The sequence below is a fragment of the Pseudarthrobacter xylosi genome (genome assembly GCF_055412765.1).
On record NZ_JBVAYT010000005.1, the window covers coordinates 209,800 to 225,619 of the forward strand.

At 64.9% G+C, this 15,820-nt stretch carries 16 protein-coding genes and 1 pseudogene; 12 read left to right on the forward strand and 5 right to left on the reverse strand.

Features of this window, described 5'->3' with window-relative positions; translation table 11 throughout:
• The first annotated feature begins 80 nt into the window (after positions 1 to 80).
• The gene (gene fbaA / locus ACZY1F_RS13035; protein WP_463942078.1) at positions 81 to 1,100 is read left to right on the forward strand and encodes a class II fructose-bisphosphate aldolase; all 1,020 of its coding nucleotides are present in this window, start codon (positions 81 to 83) and stop codon (positions 1,098 to 1,100) included.
• A 2-nt stretch (positions 1,101 to 1,102) separates the two neighbouring features.
• Positions 1,103 to 1,525: a DUF3151 domain-containing protein gene (locus ACZY1F_RS13040; protein WP_463942079.1), complete on the forward strand. Its 423-nt coding sequence runs from the start codon at positions 1,103 to 1,105 to the stop codon at positions 1,523 to 1,525.
• Between the two features lie 104 nt (positions 1,526 to 1,629).
• Here the strand turns inward: ACZY1F_RS13040 and ACZY1F_RS13045 are convergent, their stop codons facing one another.
• On the reverse strand, positions 1,630 to 2,259 hold the full coding sequence (locus tag ACZY1F_RS13045) for a uracil-DNA glycosylase family protein (protein ID WP_354154780.1): 630 nt from the start codon (positions 2,257 to 2,259) through the stop codon (positions 1,630 to 1,632).
• A 440-nt stretch (positions 2,260 to 2,699) separates the two neighbouring features.
• Here ACZY1F_RS13045 and ACZY1F_RS13050 point away from each other — a divergent pair, with 440 nt between their 5' ends.
• From ACZY1F_RS13050 to ACZY1F_RS13065, 4 genes and pseudogenes are all read left to right on the forward strand, one after another.
• Complete coding sequence (locus ACZY1F_RS13050; RefSeq protein ID WP_058932815.1) at positions 2,700 to 3,989, forward strand: adenylosuccinate synthase; 1,290 nt, start codon at positions 2,700 to 2,702, stop codon at positions 3,987 to 3,989.
• 154 nt (positions 3,990 to 4,143) lie between these two features.
• Positions 4,144 to 4,596, forward strand: a pseudogene (locus tag ACZY1F_RS13055) (hypothetical protein); the annotation flags it as partial.
• A gap of 155 nt (positions 4,597 to 4,751) precedes the next feature.
• Positions 4,752 to 5,081 carry a YegP family protein gene (locus tag ACZY1F_RS13060; RefSeq protein ID WP_463942080.1) on the forward strand — a complete coding sequence of 110 codons (330 nt, stop codon included), beginning with the start codon at positions 4,752 to 4,754 and terminating at the stop codon, positions 5,079 to 5,081.
• A 148-nt stretch (positions 5,082 to 5,229) separates the two neighbouring features.
• Positions 5,230 to 5,655, forward strand: coding sequence for a CoA-binding protein (locus ACZY1F_RS13065; RefSeq protein WP_463942081.1), 426 nt, complete (start codon positions 5,230 to 5,232; stop codon positions 5,653 to 5,655).
• Here the strand turns inward: ACZY1F_RS13065 and ACZY1F_RS13070 are convergent, their stop codons facing one another.
• On the reverse strand, positions 5,656 to 6,684 hold the full coding sequence (locus tag ACZY1F_RS13070) for an isopenicillin N synthase family dioxygenase (RefSeq protein ID WP_463942082.1): 1,029 nt from the start codon (positions 6,682 to 6,684) through the stop codon (positions 5,656 to 5,658).
• A gap of 45 nt (positions 6,685 to 6,729) precedes the next feature.
• On the opposite strand from ACZY1F_RS13070, the gene ACZY1F_RS13075 reads away from it, so the two are divergent.
• The 4 genes from ACZY1F_RS13075 to ACZY1F_RS13090 are packed head-to-tail and all read left to right on the forward strand — an operon-like array spanning position 6,730 to position 8,356.
• Positions 6,730 to 7,146, forward strand: coding sequence for an MmcQ/YjbR family DNA-binding protein (locus tag ACZY1F_RS13075; RefSeq protein ID WP_463942083.1), 417 nt, complete (start codon positions 6,730 to 6,732; stop codon positions 7,144 to 7,146).
• A complete protein-coding gene (locus ACZY1F_RS13080) occupies positions 7,107 to 7,685 on the forward strand; it encodes a DUF1990 domain-containing protein (protein ID WP_463942084.1) in 579 nt (192 codons plus the stop codon). Before ACZY1F_RS13075 ends, ACZY1F_RS13080 begins: the two co-directional genes overlap by 40 nt.
• Positions 7,686 to 7,713: 28 nt before the next feature.
• A complete protein-coding gene (locus ACZY1F_RS13085; RefSeq protein WP_463942085.1) occupies positions 7,714 to 8,031 on the forward strand; it encodes a putative quinol monooxygenase in 318 nt (105 codons plus the stop codon).
• 31 nt (positions 8,032 to 8,062) lie between these two features.
• Positions 8,063 to 8,356, forward strand: a complete 294-nt coding sequence (locus ACZY1F_RS13090; protein WP_463942086.1) for a DUF503 domain-containing protein — start codon at positions 8,063 to 8,065, stop codon at positions 8,354 to 8,356.
• Positions 8,357 to 8,436: 80 nt separating this feature from the next.
• Here the strand turns inward: ACZY1F_RS13090 and purL are convergent, their stop codons facing one another.
• Genes purL through purS form a run of 3 tightly spaced genes read right to left on the reverse strand, consistent with a single transcriptional unit; the run spans position 8,437 to position 11,820 of the window.
• Complete coding sequence (gene purL / locus ACZY1F_RS13095) at positions 8,437 to 10,773, reverse strand: phosphoribosylformylglycinamidine synthase subunit PurL (RefSeq protein WP_463942087.1); 2,337 nt, start codon at positions 10,771 to 10,773, stop codon at positions 8,437 to 8,439.
• Entirely contained in the window at positions 10,770 to 11,567 is a 798-nt protein-coding gene (gene purQ, locus ACZY1F_RS13100; RefSeq protein ID WP_463942088.1) for a phosphoribosylformylglycinamidine synthase subunit PurQ, read from the reverse strand. Before purQ ends, purL begins: the two co-directional genes overlap by 4 nt.
• Before the next feature lies 1 nt (position 11,568).
• A complete protein-coding gene (gene purS / locus ACZY1F_RS13105) occupies positions 11,569 to 11,820 on the reverse strand; it encodes a phosphoribosylformylglycinamidine synthase subunit PurS (protein ID WP_056631212.1) in 252 nt (83 codons plus the stop codon).
• Positions 11,821 to 12,096: 276 nt separating this feature from the next.
• Between purS and ACZY1F_RS13110 the strand changes: the two genes are divergently transcribed.
• Together ACZY1F_RS13110 and ACZY1F_RS13115 are read left to right on the forward strand one after the other, a co-directional pair.
• A complete protein-coding gene (locus ACZY1F_RS13110) occupies positions 12,097 to 12,282 on the forward strand; it encodes a hypothetical protein (protein WP_463942089.1) in 186 nt (61 codons plus the stop codon).
• A 314-nt stretch (positions 12,283 to 12,596) separates the two neighbouring features.
• Positions 12,597 to 15,563, forward strand: coding sequence for an exo-alpha-sialidase (locus ACZY1F_RS13115; protein ID WP_463942261.1), 2,967 nt, complete (start codon positions 12,597 to 12,599; stop codon positions 15,561 to 15,563).
• Positions 15,564 to 15,820 lie beyond the last annotated feature (257 nt).

Consider the following 15,820-nt stretch of genomic DNA (forward strand, 5'->3'; position numbering starts at 1 on the left):
GGCTAGGATGGTGGCTAGCCGTAAGAGGTCTACTCTCCAGGGTCACAACCCATAGACGAAAACTCAGCATAGGAGTCACCATGCCCATTGCAACCCCAGAGATCTACTCCGAAATGATCGATCGTGCCAAGGCCGGAGGCTTTGCGTTCCCGGCGGTCAACGTGACCTCGTCACAGACCCTGAATGCAGCCATCCGCGGGTTCGCCGAGGCTGAGTCGGATGGCATCATCCAGGTTTCCACCGGTGGCGCAGCGTACTGGTCCGGCGCCTCGGTCAAGGACATGGTTGCCGGTTCGCTCGGCTTCGCCGCTTTTGCCCGCGAAGTGGCCAAGAACTACAACGTCAACATCGCCCTGCACACTGACCACTGCCCCAAGGACAAGCTGGACGGTTTTGTCCTGCCGCTGCTCGCCGCTTCCGAGGCCGAGGTCAAGGCTGGCCGCAACCCGATCTTCAACTCCCACATGTGGGACGGTTCGCACGAGACCCTCGAAGATAACCTGCGGATCGCCCGTGAGCTGTTGGAGCGTTCCGCAGCGGCCAAGATGATCCTTGAGGTTGAAATCGGCACTGTTGGTGGCGAGGAAGACGGCGTTGAGAACGAAATCAACGAGAAGCTTTACACCACCACCGAAGACGCCCTGGCCACCATCGAGGCCCTGGGCACCGGCGAGAACGGCCGCTACCTGACCGCACTGACGTTCGGCAACGTGCACGGCGTGTACAAGCCCGGCGGCGTGAAGCTGCGCCCGGAGCTGCTCAAGCAGATCCAGGCCGAGGTGGGCGCGAAGATCGGCAAGGAGAACCCGTTTGACCTGGTGTTCCACGGCGGCTCGGGCTCTTCCGATCAGGAAATCGCTGACGCCGTTTCCTATGGTGTGATCAAGATGAACGTCGACACGGACACGCAGTACGCGTTCACCCGTCCGGTGGCCGGGCACATGCTCGCCAACTACGACGGTGTCCTGAAGATCGACGGCGAAATGGGCAACAAGAAGACCTACGATCCCCGCGTCTGGGGCGCCTCGGCCGAGGCCGGCATGGCTGCCCGCATCGTCGAGGCCGCCCGCCAGCTCGGCTCCCTCGGCAAGACCTTCTAGTTATGTCGGACGAGTTCCGCAAGAACCTGATGGGTCCGGAGCCGACGCTCCTGCCTGCCGAGACCGACGTCTACGAGCAGCTGGACGCCGGTGCCGAAGCACTGGACCTGGTGGAAAAGCACCCCACCTCGTCGCTGTTGTGGGCTGTCCTGGCGGAGGAGGCGTGGTCCGAGGGCCGCACCATTGATTCCTACGCCTACTCACGCGTGGGCTACCACCGCGGGCTGGATTCGCTGCGCCGCAACGGCTGGCGCGGCGTGGGTCCCATCCCGTGGGAGCACGAACCCAACCGCGGCTTCCTGCGTGCGCTTTATTCGCTGGGCCGCGCGTCCGCGGCCATCGGCGAAGCCGACGAGCCGGAACGCATCGAGAAGTTCCTCAACGACTCGGACCCGGCAGCCAAGGCAGCCATAGAGGGCAAGTAGTACGAACAACGCGGGGTCACTTCCGGCCCAATAAACTACCGTTTATGGGCTGGAAGTGACCCCGCGTTGCGGTTTAAAACGACGGTGGTTGCCGCAGCCGGTGGTTAGACCTTCGCGAGCCCGGTGCGGGCCATGGCGTCGGTGTAGACGACGCGCATTTCCTCGAGGTACTGTTCCTGCCGCGCGGGCGTCCCGGCGAACGCGCGGCCGCTGAGGGACCGGACCTTGTAGGTCTTCAGCCCGCGGCGCCAGAGCAGCGGAACTTCGGTCTTCAGCAGCAGGTTGGCCAGGCGGTTGGCTTCGGTGCCGTGGGCCACGATCACCGAGGCACGGGGGACCACGGCGAGGAACTTCAAGAGCGGCTTGAGGCCGGCAGAAATCTGGTCCGGCGTGAACTTGCCGTTGACCTCCCCGGGGGTGTGCCACGGGTGCACGTTCCAGGGCATCACGAACTCGGGGCGCAGGCCCAGCGTCCACTGGATGCCGAGCATGCGGGTGGCGGCGTCTTCGTCGCCGGCGGTGATGAAGCCGGACGGGTCAGCTTCGCCGATGTTGGAGTAGAGGCTGATGATCCGGCATTCGTCGACGTCGTGCATGGGGTCAACGTAGGGGACTTCGGTGTGGGGCTTGACGCTCTGCAGGGAATCGCACAGCTCGTTGACGGCTGCAACGTTGGGCTCGTAGCGGCGGCTCAGGAGCTGTTCACGGAGGGATTCTGGGGCCAGGGCTGTCATATAGTGCAATGTCTCCTGCGGGGCTCGGCGATGCTGCCAATCCGGAAAATGGGCGCGTGATGGGCGCGCCCGTCCGGCGTGGTTCGAAATGTGGTGTGGACCGATTCCTGGTCGATCTCTATCAGTTTAGCAAGCCCTGCGAAATGCGGACCCCGTCCGGTGAGATTTCGTGATGAAAGGCATAAGCCGGGCCACGCTGCCGGAGGGGAAAACCCGCGGACCGTCCGTGATGGCGCGGCAGGCTCCGCAGGTCCAACGGGTGGAGGAAACCCCCGCATCGGCTAAACTTGGGTGGTAAGAGCCCCGGACTCTTGCGTGGCTGGCCGCCGTAGCGGTCCGGTCAGGCTATGGCCTTCGGGGCATTCTCATGAACGGCGCTACGCAGGCCTGCCATCTCGGTGGACGGACCTGTGCGGCCCGAACGAATGGGGGAGGATCCCATGCCAGCAATCGTGATCGTAGGAGCCCAGTGGGGCGACGAAGGAAAAGGCAAGGCCACCGATCTTCTGGGCGGCCGCGTTGACTACGTCGTAAAGCCAAACGGCGGCAACAATGCCGGGCACACCGTCGTCGTAGGCGGTGAGAAGTATGAGCTCAAGCTCCTTCCGGCCGGCATTTTGAGCCCCAACGCGATTCCGATCATCGGCAACGGCTGCGTGGTGAACCTTGAGGCCCTGTTCCAGGAGATCGAGGGCCTGCAGGCCCGTGGCGCGGACACGTCCAAGCTGCGCATCTCCGCCAACGCGCACCTCGTGGCGCCCTACCACCAGGTCCTGGACAAGGTGACCGAGCGTTTCCTGGGCAGCCGCGCCATCGGCACCACCGGCCGCGGCATCGGCCCGGCCTACATGGACAAGGTGGCCCGCCTGGGCATCCGAGTCCAGGACGTCTTTGACGAGTCCATTCTCCGCCAGAAGGTGGAAGGATCCCTGCGCCAGAAGAACGAACTCCTGGTCAAGGTCTACAACCGCCGCGACATTGTGGTGGACGAGATCGTGGACTACTTCCTGGCGTTCGCTGAGCGCCTGCGCCCGCTGGTCATCGACAGCACGCTGGTCCTCAACAACGCCCTGGACGAAGGCAAGGTTGTGCTGATGGAAGGCGGCCAGGCCACGTTCCTGGATGTGGACCACGGCACCTACCCGTTCGTGACCTCCTCCAACCCCACAGCTGGCGGCGCGTCTGTTGGCTCGGGTATCGGCCCCACCCGGATTTCCCGCTCCATTGGCATCATCAAGGCTTACACCACCCGTGTTGGCGCCGGACCGTTCCCCACCGAACTGTTCGACGAGATGGGCATGTACCTGCAGAAGACCGGTGGCGAGTTCGGCGTGAACACCGGCCGTCCGCGCCGCTGCGGCTGGTACGACGCCGTCCTGGCCCGCCACGCGTCCCGCGTGAACGGCTTCACGGACTACTTCGTCACCAAGCTGGACGTCCTCACCGGCATCGAGCAGATCCCGGTCTGCGTTGCCTACGACGTTGACGGTGTGCGGCACGACGAAATGCCCATGACGCAGACCGAGTTCCACCACGCAGTGCCCATCTTCGAGTACTTCGAGGGCTGGACCGAAGACATCACCGGTGCCCGCACGCTGGAGGACCTCCCCGAGAACGCCCGCAACTACGTGCTGGCCCTCGAGAAGCTCTCCGGCACGCGGTTCTCCGCGATCGGCGTCGGCCCGGACCGCGACCAGACCATCGTGGTCCACGATCTGATCAACGACTAACAGTCTTAAAGCACAACGACGGCGGGTCACCCAGGCGGGTGGCCCGCCGCTTGTTTGGCAGGAGTCAGCTACCGGCCGGACTATGGACCTTTGTGTCTTTGGGTGCCCCGACGGAGCCGCGCCGGATCAGGCTGGCCGCGAGAGCCGGGGCTCGCAGCGGCGGGTTTCTGCGGTGATGTACACGCCACGAGCCGCCGTTCGCCCGAACCCGGGCAACACCTTGGCCTTGGACCACGACTGGTACGAAGAGCGCATCACCGAGCATGCCGACGGCTCCTTCAGCATCCCGGATGAGGTGGTCCAGGAACTCGCCGACGAATCATCCAAGCTGATCGCAGGCAACCTCGAACTTAAGCCCGCCTCATGGAAGATCGGTTACAAACCCATTCCGGGCGACGGCGAACCGGTCCTTGGCGAACTCGGCGAGGTGCCCGGCTGCTTCGTAGCATTCACGCACTCAGGCGCCACGTTGGGCCTCATTGCAGGCGAACTGCCCCCCGCACATCGCTCAGAAATTTCGACGGCGGCGGGCCACCTGGGAAAGGCCGCCTGGTTCCAGCGGTGGTTGTACGCAATTTACGCAGGCTTAACGCGACCGGTCTTGTGAGGCTGCAGGCGAGCCCGACAGACTTTTAAGCACAGCTGAACTGCTCAGCTGATCATAGAACCAGACCCTCAGGTGCCGGACGCAGCGATGCTTCCGGGCCGGCCGGTGACGTAGCCGTCGCCTGCATGCGGCCTGCAGACCGGAAGGATTTCATCATGGCCGGGAAGTTTGAAGTTTTCCTTGACTCGGATTCGCGGTTCAGGTTTCGCCTCAAAGCACCGGACGGCACAGTGATGGCCGTGTCCGGAGCTTTCGAGGACAAGGTGGCTGTGGCTGCCGGAATCGCGGCTGTCCGCGAGTGCGCCGGAACCGGTCTGGTCACCGATCTCTGCCCGGCCGTCAATGTGGCGCCGCCGGCCCCGGTGATGGCCGCCGTCCAACCACAGCCGGAGTGTGTTGAGCAGCGCATTCCCGCCGCCAGGGTGCACACCTTTGTCATGGCAAAGGCACCGCGCCGGAGGGTGACCGCGCCGCGCTGGACGTAGGCAAACCAGCCCGGCGTCAGGGCCCCGGATAGTTTTTGTGCGAACGCGTATGGCTTCGTCCAGGACGCCGTGGACGCCGGCATTGTTCCCCGTCAGTCATTCAAATATTCGATCAGAGGCCAGTCCGGGGACGCTGTACGCTTGCATCATGGGCCACGTCAACGATCCTGCCGTTATTGAGCGCCTGATGCGAAACAAAGGGCGGTGGGCCATCGTGGGCCTGACCACCAATGAGTGGCGCGCAGCCTACGACACCTCGCTGTTCATCCGCGACCGGCTCGGGATGGAGATCATCCCTGTCAACCTTCCCGGCGACCCCGTCCACGGCGAAACCGGGTACCGCGCGCTGGATGAGATTCCGCCCGAAAGGCAACCCCTCGACGTCGTTGACTGCTTTGTGAATTCGCACAAGGTCGGAGCGGTGGTGGACCAGGCAATTGCGGTGGGCGCCAAGGCCGTGTGGTTGCAGCTCGGCGTTATCGACCAAGGGGCAGCGGACCGTGCCAAGGCCGCTGGCCTGGACGTGGTGATGAACGTGTGCCCCGCGCAGCAGGCGTGGAAGTACAACCTCTGATCAGCGCTGCATAAGTTCCGGGTAGTGGCGTTCGGTCACGTCCGGGTGCGCGCGCATGCGGCCCTTGAGCATGTTCAGGCCAAACGACGCGAGCATCGGGTTTGACGGGTCGTCGGAGATGCCACGGGCCTGGGCTTTGAGCTCGGGCGGCAGGGGCACCGGATCAATGACCGCATCCAGCCGCGGCGACCAGAAGAACGGGACTGAGTAACGGTCCACGCCGGGTGGCGGCGCCTTGACCCGGTGGATCGTGGCGGCAAGGAAACCTTCCGTGGCCACCTCCAGCATTTCGCCCAAGTTCACCACGAGTGCCCCGGGAATGGGCTCAACCGGCGCCCATTCAGTCGTCCCGGGCGGCAGGACTTCGAGTCCGCCCACCTCGTCCTGGAGGAGCAGAGTGACAAAACCGTAGTCGGCGTGGGAGCCTACGCCCTGGTTGCCGGCTGCCTCCACCACACCGCCGACGTAGTGCACCAGCTTGCCCATCCAGGCCGGTTCGTTGCCGAAGGGTTCGTCGAAGTGGTCCTCCGGGAGTCCCAGCGAAACCGAGATGGCGCGCAGCAGTTCCATACCCACGCTGGACATCAGGTCGGCCCAGGCCATGGCGGCGGGTTTCAGCTCCGGTAGTGCCTCATCGGGCCACATGTTGTGCCCCTGGAGGAGCCAGTACGGCTGATCGGCAGGGTAGTCGTGGACGGGTTCACGCTCCGGAGAGTAGTCGATCTGCTCGCGCGCGTCGGCCCGTCCCTGCGTGACTTCAGTGCCCATCCGGGTGTAGCCACGGAAGTGCGGTGAAATCCTGTTGTCCAGCTTCATCCGCTCCTCGAGGGGCAGATCAAAGAAGCGCTTGATGAGTGCAAGCAGCTCCTCGGCCTGGCCGGGGGCGGCGCCGTAACCAGTGATTTGGAAGAAGCCCACGATGTGGGCGGCCTCCCGCAGCTGATCAATAAATTCTGGGCTGAAGGAGCCGTACGGCTGGCGTGCAGAGCTCATGTCCAGAACGGGGATGGTGGCCTGGTCGGGTGACATCTTCGCAGACTAGCACCGCAGGGAAGGGCTTTGTAGGCTCGGTCCATGGACCCAGCACAACTCAAGGCAATCTGCCTGTCATTTCCCGGTTCCTTTGAGGATTTCCCCTTCGGTCCCGAGACCTCCGTTTTCAAGGTCCGGGCTGCGGTGGCGGGCGGCGCGCGGCACGAAGCGAAGATGTTCGCGATGTCCGCCATGGAGTCCCCAGAGTGGTCCGTGAGCCTGAAATGCGAGCCCGCCCTGGCTGAGCAGCTGCGCGCCGCCCACCCGGAAATTACGGGCGCCTGGCACATGAACAAAACCCATTGGAACGGGGTGCGGCTGGACGGAAACCTGCCCGATGCCATGGTCCGGGACATGGTGGAGGATTCCTACGACCTGGTGGTGGCCTCCCTGAGCCGCAAGCAGCAGGAGCAGCTGGGATGGGCGCGGCTCTCCGCTTCGTCGGGCGATACACCTTGACCGGGAAGCGCCTGGCTACCGGTAACCTCAACTACCCGGGCATCGGCTCCACCGAACACGGCGAGTCTCCGGAAGGCTACCCGTGTTTCGTATCGCGGGAGTACCTTGGCGTTGGACCGGCGGTCTACCGCCGCGTGGCGAATGGAGTGCTCACCTGGGAACTGCAGCGGCGGTCCGGGCTGCGCGTCTGGACGGAGTCCGACGTCGTGGTCCCCGGTACACGCGTGGTGAGCGGGTTCGGCGTCGGGCCCTTCCGCATAGATGCACCGTGCGAGGTGGTCTGGGTCCGGCATCCGGTACCGGGAGATGACCCTCAGTCGGCTGGCTTCGGCTATGGGACGCTGCCCGGCCACCCGGAGCGCGGCGAGGAAGCGTTCGAAGTTGAGATGGGCGCTGACGGGCGGGTGTTTTTGAAGATCACAGCCTTCAGCAGGCACGCCAACTGGTTCTACCGGGCCGGTGGCCTGCTGGCCCGGGCCGCGCAAAGGCACGTGACTTCGCGATACGTTGAAGGGGCACGTCAGCTCGCCGCGGGATAGTCCATGTCCCGCAACGGAAGGAAAACCCATGATCTTTATCGTCGTTAAATTCAAGGTCAAACCCGACTGGTCCGAGCGCTGGCTCGGCCTCGTTGACGGCTTTACCCAGGCCACCCGGGCGGAACCCGGCAACCTGTGGTTCGACTGGTCCCGCAGCGTGGACGACCCCAACGAGTTTGTCCTGGTGGAGGCCTTCAAGGACGACGCCGCCGGGGACCACGTCAACAGCACCCACTTCAAGCACGCCATGGCGGACATGCCGCAGGCGCTGGCCGAGACTCCGCGCATCATCAGCCGCCAGTTTGACGGCGACGGCTGGGACCAGATGGGCGAACTCACCATCTGACCCCCGTCGGAGCCATCGATACGATTACTGCATGTGGATCGGCTGGATTGAATTCGATATCCTCCTCGGCGACGTCCAGAGCCTGAAGGAGAAACGCTCCGTCATCAGGCCGCTGCTGGCCGAGCTCAAGCGCCGCTTCGACGTGTCCGTCGCGGAGGTGGGGGACCACGAACAGTACCGGCGCTCGCAGGTGGGGGCAGGCCTGGTGGCAGCAGACCGGGCGCACCTCGTTGAGGTGCTCGCCGCCGTCGAACGCCTTGTGGCCGCCCGCCCCGAAATTGAGCTGCTCAGCTCGAGGCAGCGGGAGCTCCGCAGCGACGATTAAAGCAACGCGGGGTCACTTGCCGCCCATCCCAAGGGGATTGTTGGGCGGAACGTGACCCCGCGTTGCTCTAAGGGTGGGGACTAGCCGAAGTACTTCGGCAGGGTCGCCTCGTGGGCTTCGCGGAGGGCGTCCAGCGGCATGGTGTCCACGCCGTTGATCTCCAAATTGCCGCTGGCTGCGTCCACCACGCCGATGCGGGTGTGGGCAAAGCCGCGGGCCGTGCACATGTCCTTGAACCGGACCTCTTCCGAGCGGGGCACGCCAACAACAGCGCGGCCCTGGGTTTCGGAGAACAGCGCCGTGAACAGGTCCACGCCGTCACGGTCCAGAACGTCCTGCAGGGCGATCCGGGCACCCACTCCGTAGCGCAGTGCGGACTCCACCAGGGCTGCCGCGAGGCCGCCTTCGGAGAGGTCGTGCGCCGAGTCCACCATGCCGTCGCGGGACGCGTTGATCAGGATTTCGCCCAGTTCGCGTTCGGCGGCGAGGTCAACCTTGGGCGGCAGTCCGCCAAGGTGGCCGCGCATGTTGGCCCATTCGGAACCGTCCAGTTCTGCCGCCGTCGTACCCAGCAGGTAGATGGCCTGGCCATCTTCCTTCCAGCCCGACGGCGTGCGGCGGGCGACGTCGTCGAGCTTGCCCAGCACCGCCACCACGGGGGAGGGGTGGATGGGGGTGGTGCCGGTCTGGTTGTACAGCGAGACGTTGCCGCCCGTGACCGGGATGCCCAGCACCATGCACGCGTCGGACAGGCCGCGGATGGCCTCCGCGAGCTGCCACATCACGTCCGGGTCCTCGGGGGAACCGAAGTTCAGGCAGTCGCTGACCGCCATCGGCACCGCGCCGGAGGTGGCCACGTTGCGGTAGGCCTCGGCCAGAGCCAGCTGTGCGCCGTGGTAAGGGTCAAGGTAGGTGTAGCGGCCGTTGGCGTCGGTGGCCAGCGCAACTCCCAAGCCGGTTTCCTCGTCCACCCGGACCACACCGGCGTCGTCCGGGAACGCCAGGGCGGTGTTGCCGCCCACGTACCGGTCGTACTGGTTGGTGATCCAGGCCTTGCTGCACATGTTCGGCGAGGCCACGAGCTCGGTGACGGCGGCAGCCAGTTCCGCGGGAGCGGAGGGGCGGCCGGTGTCCTGCACAGAGCCGGTAAAGGAATCGGCCTGCAGGGAATCCTGCCAGGAGGGGCGCGCGTACGGGCGGTCGTAAACCGGGCCGTCGTGGGCCACGGTGCGAGGGTCGACGTCCACGATAACCACGCCGTCCCAGGTGATGATCAAGCGGCCGGTGTCGGTGACCTCGCCGAGCCAGGAATACTCCACGGCCCACTTGTCCATCACAGCTTCGAAGGCGGCGATGTTCTCCGGGGTGACCACAGCCATCATGCGTTCCTGCGACTCGGACATCAGGATCTCGCCCGGGGTCAGGGTGGGGTCGCGCAGCAGGACGGAGGTCAGTTCAACTTCCATGCCGCCGTCGCCGTTGGAGGCCAGTTCGGACGTGGCGCAGGAGATGCCAGCGGCGCCGAGGTCCTGGATACCCTCAACCAGCGAGCCCTTGAAGAGCTCCAGGCAGCACTCGATCAGGACCTTCTCTGCGAAGGGGTCGCCCACCTGGACGGCGGGGCGCTTGGACGGCTTGGTGTCGTCGAAGGACTCCGAGGCCAGCACCGAGGCACCGCCGATGCCGTCGCCGCCGGTGCGCGCACCGAACAGGACCACTTTGTTGCCCTTGCCGGACGCGTTGGCGAGGCGAATGTCCTCGTGGCGCATGACGCCAACGGCCAGCGCATTGACCAGCGGGTTGCCCTGGTAAACCGAGTCGAACACCATTTCGCCGCCGATGTTCGGCAGGCCCAGCGAGTTGCCGTAGCCGCCGATGCCGGCAACGGCGCCGTGCATCACTCGGGCAGTGTCCGGGTGGTCGATGGCGCCGAAGCGCAGCGGATCCATGACTGCCACCGGGCGGGCGCCCATGGAGATGATGTCGCGGACAATGCCGCCGATACCAGTGGCAGCACCCTGGTAGGGCTCCACGAACGACGGCGAGTTGTGGGACTCGATCTTGAACGTCACGGCCCAGCCGTCGCCCAGGTTGGTGACGCCGGCGTTTTCGCCGATGCCCACCAGCATGTCCTTCTTCATCTCCTCGGTCACCTTGTCGCCGAACTGGCGCAGATGGTTCTTCGAGGATTTGTAGGAGCAGTGCTCGCTCCACATCACGGAATACATGGCCAGCTCGGCGCCGGTGGGCCGGCGGCCAAGGACCTTGACTACCTCATCGAACTCGTTCTGCTTCAGGCCCAGTTCGGCCCACGGCAGGTCGGTGTCCGGCGTCTTGGCAGCGTTCTCGACGGTGTCGATGTTGAACTTCTTGGATGAGGTCTCGACAGGCTCGACCACCGAATTGATGTCGGTCATTTGTTGCCTCCCACAATCTTGTTCAGTACGGAGGTGAAGAACCCCAGACCGTCGGTATCGGACCCGCCGACTCCGGCGGAGCCGGATCCAACAGTCTCGGGCCCGAAGCCAACTTCCACCGCGTGCTCGGGGTGCGGCATCAGGCCCACCACGTTGCCGGCGGCGTTGGAGATGCCGGCGATATCGCGGCGCGAGCCGTTGGGGTTGAAGCCTACGTAGCGGAACACCACGCGGCCCTCGGCCTCGAGCGCGTCAAGGACCTTTTCGTCCGCGATGTACTGGCCGTCCTGGTTCTTCAGCGGCACGGTGATTTCCTGGCCGGCCTCGTAGTCCAGGGTCCAGGCGGTGTTGCTGTTTTCCACCCGAAGGACCTGGTCGCGGCACATGAACTTCAGGTGATCGTTCTTGATCATGGACCCGGGCAGCAGGTGCGACTCGGTCAGGATCTGGAAGCCGTTGCAGATGCCCAGCACGGGCAGCTTGGCGTCGGAGTTCGCAGCATCGATGATTTTGGACATCAGCGGCGCGAAGCGGGCAATGGCGCCGGCACGGAGGTAGTCGCCGTAGGAGAAACCGCCGGGGATTACGACGGCGTCCACGTCACCGAGGGTGGTGTCCGCGTGCCAGAGCGGCACTGCGGTGCCGCCGGCGAGCCGGACTGCGCGGGCGGCGTCGCGGTCATCAAGGGTGCCTGGGAAGGTGACAACGCCGATCCGGGCCCCGGCGAGCCTGCGAGCACCAGGAGCGTCGGCGGCGACGGCGATTGCCTCGCCGATCAAGGGAAGGTCAGTCATCTCAGGCCTCGACGACCTCGACGTTGACGACGTCTTCGATCACGGGGTTGGACAGCAGGGTCTCGGCGGCTTCGCGGGCCTGGGCCAGGATTGCGTCGGTCACCTCGCCGTCAACCGTCAGTTCAAAGCGCTTGCCCTGGCGGACAGAGCTAAAGCTGGTGAAGCCCAGACGGGGGAGTGCACCCACGATGGCCTTCCCCTGCGGGTCCAGAATCTCGGGCTTGGGCATGACGTCAACAACGATCCGGGGCATCCGGCAACTCCTGTGCGTGAGCATTGGGTAAGGGCGCAGCGGAGTCACGCCGTCTTACGCCGTTCCGGGATGTTTGTTGAACAGTGACTTTAGGGCAGTGTTCTTAGAACAGCGTGGACGGGCGCTCCGCGAGCTTGCTAGCCCATTCTACCGGGCGGAGCGCCGCACCCTGTATTCGGTGGGATCGGCCACAGTCATCGCGGCGGGGCGGCCTTCCGAGACGTGAGGACGACGGCGGCTATAGCCTCGCGGAGGCAGCGTCACTAGGATTGCGGCATGGCTGAAAAATCGAAATCCTTGCTGTTGCCGGTGATGGCCCTGGCCGTTTTTGCCGGGCTGGGCCGGATGGTTCTGCAGAAGATCAAGGCAGACCGGGCCGCCCGGGAAACGCACGTGACCGGCCCCGTGGACGAAAAGACCCGCCAGTGGATCAGCGACGTGGTCCGGACGCCCAGGCAGTAGGGGCCAACTACAGGACCGGGCCTTAGAACTTTTACGCAAGCCCCAATGGGCGCCCCTGATTTGGGGCGCCCATTTTTTTGCCCAGCGCCAAGGTCCGACGCCAGATCCTCGGCTGCAAATGCCCTCCCGAGGCGCTGACCCGGGCAGTCCACAAGCTTCTTTCAAAATCTCCTAGCCATGTGACGTTCTACACATTATGGTCGTAGGACGTCGTATGTGGCAGGTGGTATCCCCTTTGGTGCCAAGACCGCCCGCACGGCCGAATTCTCCCGATCCGCCGCCCCGCGGCGCCTTGAAAGGATATGGATTTGCGAATTTTCACTCAGCGGAGCCGGTACCGAAACATTGTCCGGACCGCAGGAACTGGGCTGGTAGCGCTGGCGCTGCTGGCCGGATCCGGGATCGCCGCGCAGGCGGCACCGATCCCCTCAAACAGCCCCACCGCACCTCCCGGTTCATTTGCGGAGGCCAACATCGGCGCCGACCGTACAGACGCGAACTTCTTTTACCGGATTCCCGCCCTTGCATATGTGGGCAACAACGTGGTGCTCGCCTCATGGGACGGCCGTCCCGGCAGCGCAGCGGACGCCCCCAATCCCAACTCGATCGTGCAGCGCCGCAGCACCGACGGCGGCCAAACCTGGGGCCCCGTGCAGGTCATCGCCGCAGGCCACGTGGCCGATGCCACGGGCCCGAAGTACGGATACAGTGACCCGTCCTACATATACGACGCCGAGGCCGGCAAGGTCTTCGCGTTGTTCGTGTATTCCAAGGACCAGGGCTTCTTCGGCAGCCAGTTCGGCAACAACGACGCCGACCCCAACGTGATCTCCTCCGCCGTGATCGAGTCTTCCGACGGTGGCGTCACCTGGAGCCAGCCGCGCCTCATCACCAACGTCACCAAGCCAGGCACCAGCAAAACCAGCCCGGTGGCCGGCGACGTCCGCTCCAACTTCGCCTCCTCCGGCGAGGGCATCCAGCTCAAGTACGGCCAGTACAAGGGGCGCCTGATCCAGCAGTACGCCGGCGATGTGCGCCAGGCCGATGGCACCAATAGGATCCAGGCTTACAGCGTGTACTCGGACGATCATGGCGCCACCTGGCACAAGGGCGCCAACGTGGGCGACCGCATGGACGAGAACAAGACGGTGGAGCTTTCCGACGGCCGAGTCATGCTGAACTCCCGCGACAACGCCAACCAGGGATACCGCAAGGTGGCCATCTCCACTGACGGCGGCGCCACCTACGGTCCGGTCACCCAGGACACGGAGCTGCCGGATCCGGCCAACAACGGTTCGATCGCCCGGATGTTCCCGGCAGCGGCGCAGGGCTCGGCGGACGCCAAGAAGCTCATCTTCACAAACTCCAATTCCAAGACCGGCCGCGAGAACGTCTCCGCCCGCATCTCCTGCGACGACGGCGCCACCTGGCCCGGCGTGCGGACCATCCGTGCCGGGTTCTCCGCCTACTCCACCGTGTCCCGGCTCGAGGACGGCAAATTCGGCGTCCTTTATGAGGGCAACTACACGGACAACATCCAGCTCGCGAAGTTCGACGACGCGTGGCTGAACTACGCCTGCGCCCCGCTGTCAGTGCCGGCCCTCACCACCACCCCCGGTGCCACCAAACAGGTAGCGGTCACGGTCACCAACCAGGAAGCCGCTACGCTTTCCGGCGCCAACGCCACCGTATACACGCCCACCGGCTGGACCGCCACCACGGTGCCCGTCCCTGCCGTCGCCCCCGGCGCCTCGATGACTGTCAACGTGGACCTGACCGCGCCGGCGAACGCCAGCGGCCCGCAGAACCTCAACGCAGCATTTACGACGGCGGATGGCCGGGTTTCGCAGTTCACCTTTGCCGCCACTGTCCCGTCGGCTCCGCAGGTGGGGCTCACCATCACCGGAACCGCGCCGGCCCGTGACGTCATCGCCAGCCCCTACCAGGCAGGCGACGTGCTGAGCTACACGTTCGCCGGCAAGAGCACGGCGAACGTCACGGCGAATTCGGTCCCAGTCTCCGGCAACTTCGAGTCCGGTTTCCTGCCTCCCGCGCCCGGCGCACCCAGTGCCCCCAACTGCCGGTTCAACAACCTGGCCGCCGGTGCCACGTATAACTGCACCACGGCCAAGCACACGGTGACTGCAGAGGACATCGAGCGCGGCTACTTCGTTCCACAGGCGAGCTTCGCGATCACAGCCAGCGCGACGCCGTCGCTCACCAAGACGGTTCCGTTCACCGGGGCCGCTGTGGCCCTTCGTGATGGTCTGGTTTCCGCCAGCATCACCGGCGCCCGTGCCGACTCCGGCCGCGACCTTGCCTCCGCACCGTACGCCGCCGGCGACGCTGTTCCGTATACGTTCAGCGTGAGCAACACGAGCCCGCTTGTGGAGAAAGTGGTTCCCACCGCCGGTAACTTCAGCCCGTTCGTACCCGAAGGTCCGGGCAACTGCCGCTACGGCGTGCTGCCGGCTGGCCAAGGCTACACCTGCGCCACACCGCGCCACACGGTGACCGCGGGAGAGGCCGCGCAGGGCTACTTCGTTCCGAAGACCACCTGGGAAGTCAGTTCCGCAGGCCAGAGCAGCAAGGTCTACACGATCGACGGCGGCGAAGTGGACCTGAAGGTCCGCGACGCCAAGCTGGAAGGCACGGTTTCCGCTGAGTGGGCCGACGCCGACGGCGATCGTTTCGCCAGCGAAGGCGATGCCGTCTTGTACACCTACACCGTTGGCAACGCCGGCAATGTTGCCCTCACCGGGCTCAGCGCCGCGGACGCCTCGATCAACGAGCCGAACCTGGCCGTGGGCGGGTCTGTGACGGCCACGCGCGAGCACGTCCTGACCGCAGCCGACATCGTGGCAGGCCGCCTCGACGCCGTCTCGTTCGAAGTTATGGCCACCAATGGCGCCAAGGACGTCACGGCCACGGTGACCGGTGGCGCACTGCTGCTGGACCTCCAGCCGGCACAGCCCGAGACGGTCCCCGTCCTCGCCGTCCAGGACCTCGAGGGGCAGACGGCTCCCTTCGATCTCGGCACGCAGGACAAGTACCGCAACGGCCAGAAGGTGACCCTGAAGGGTCTCGATTACGGCCAGTGGTACTACCTGTACCTGAATAAGAAGAGCTACCGGATCGGCTGGATTTTCCCCACCACGGATAACACGGTTGAGTTCATCCTGCCCTCCGATGTGAACAACGGCCGCGACGACGTTGTGGTTTTGGACAAGGACGGCAATCAGGTTTCCTTTGACCGGTTGCAGGTGACGCCGAAGGGCTGAGCCACGGTGGTTTCCTAGAACTAGAGAAGACCTCCGCGTGGAGCTGGACTTACCCACAGTCGGGCCCACGTGGGGGTCTTCTTTTGTGCCTTCCCGGCACTCCCCTCAACGCTGCATGATTGACGTATGCACCTGATGTGTCCTATGTCATATTCAGCTCTCAGTCTGTACTGTTTGTAACGGCTGGTCACAGCATTACAAGATCTGTAATGCTGTGTGCCGTTCCCAGCTGCTCCAGACCGGCAACGTGGCCGGCC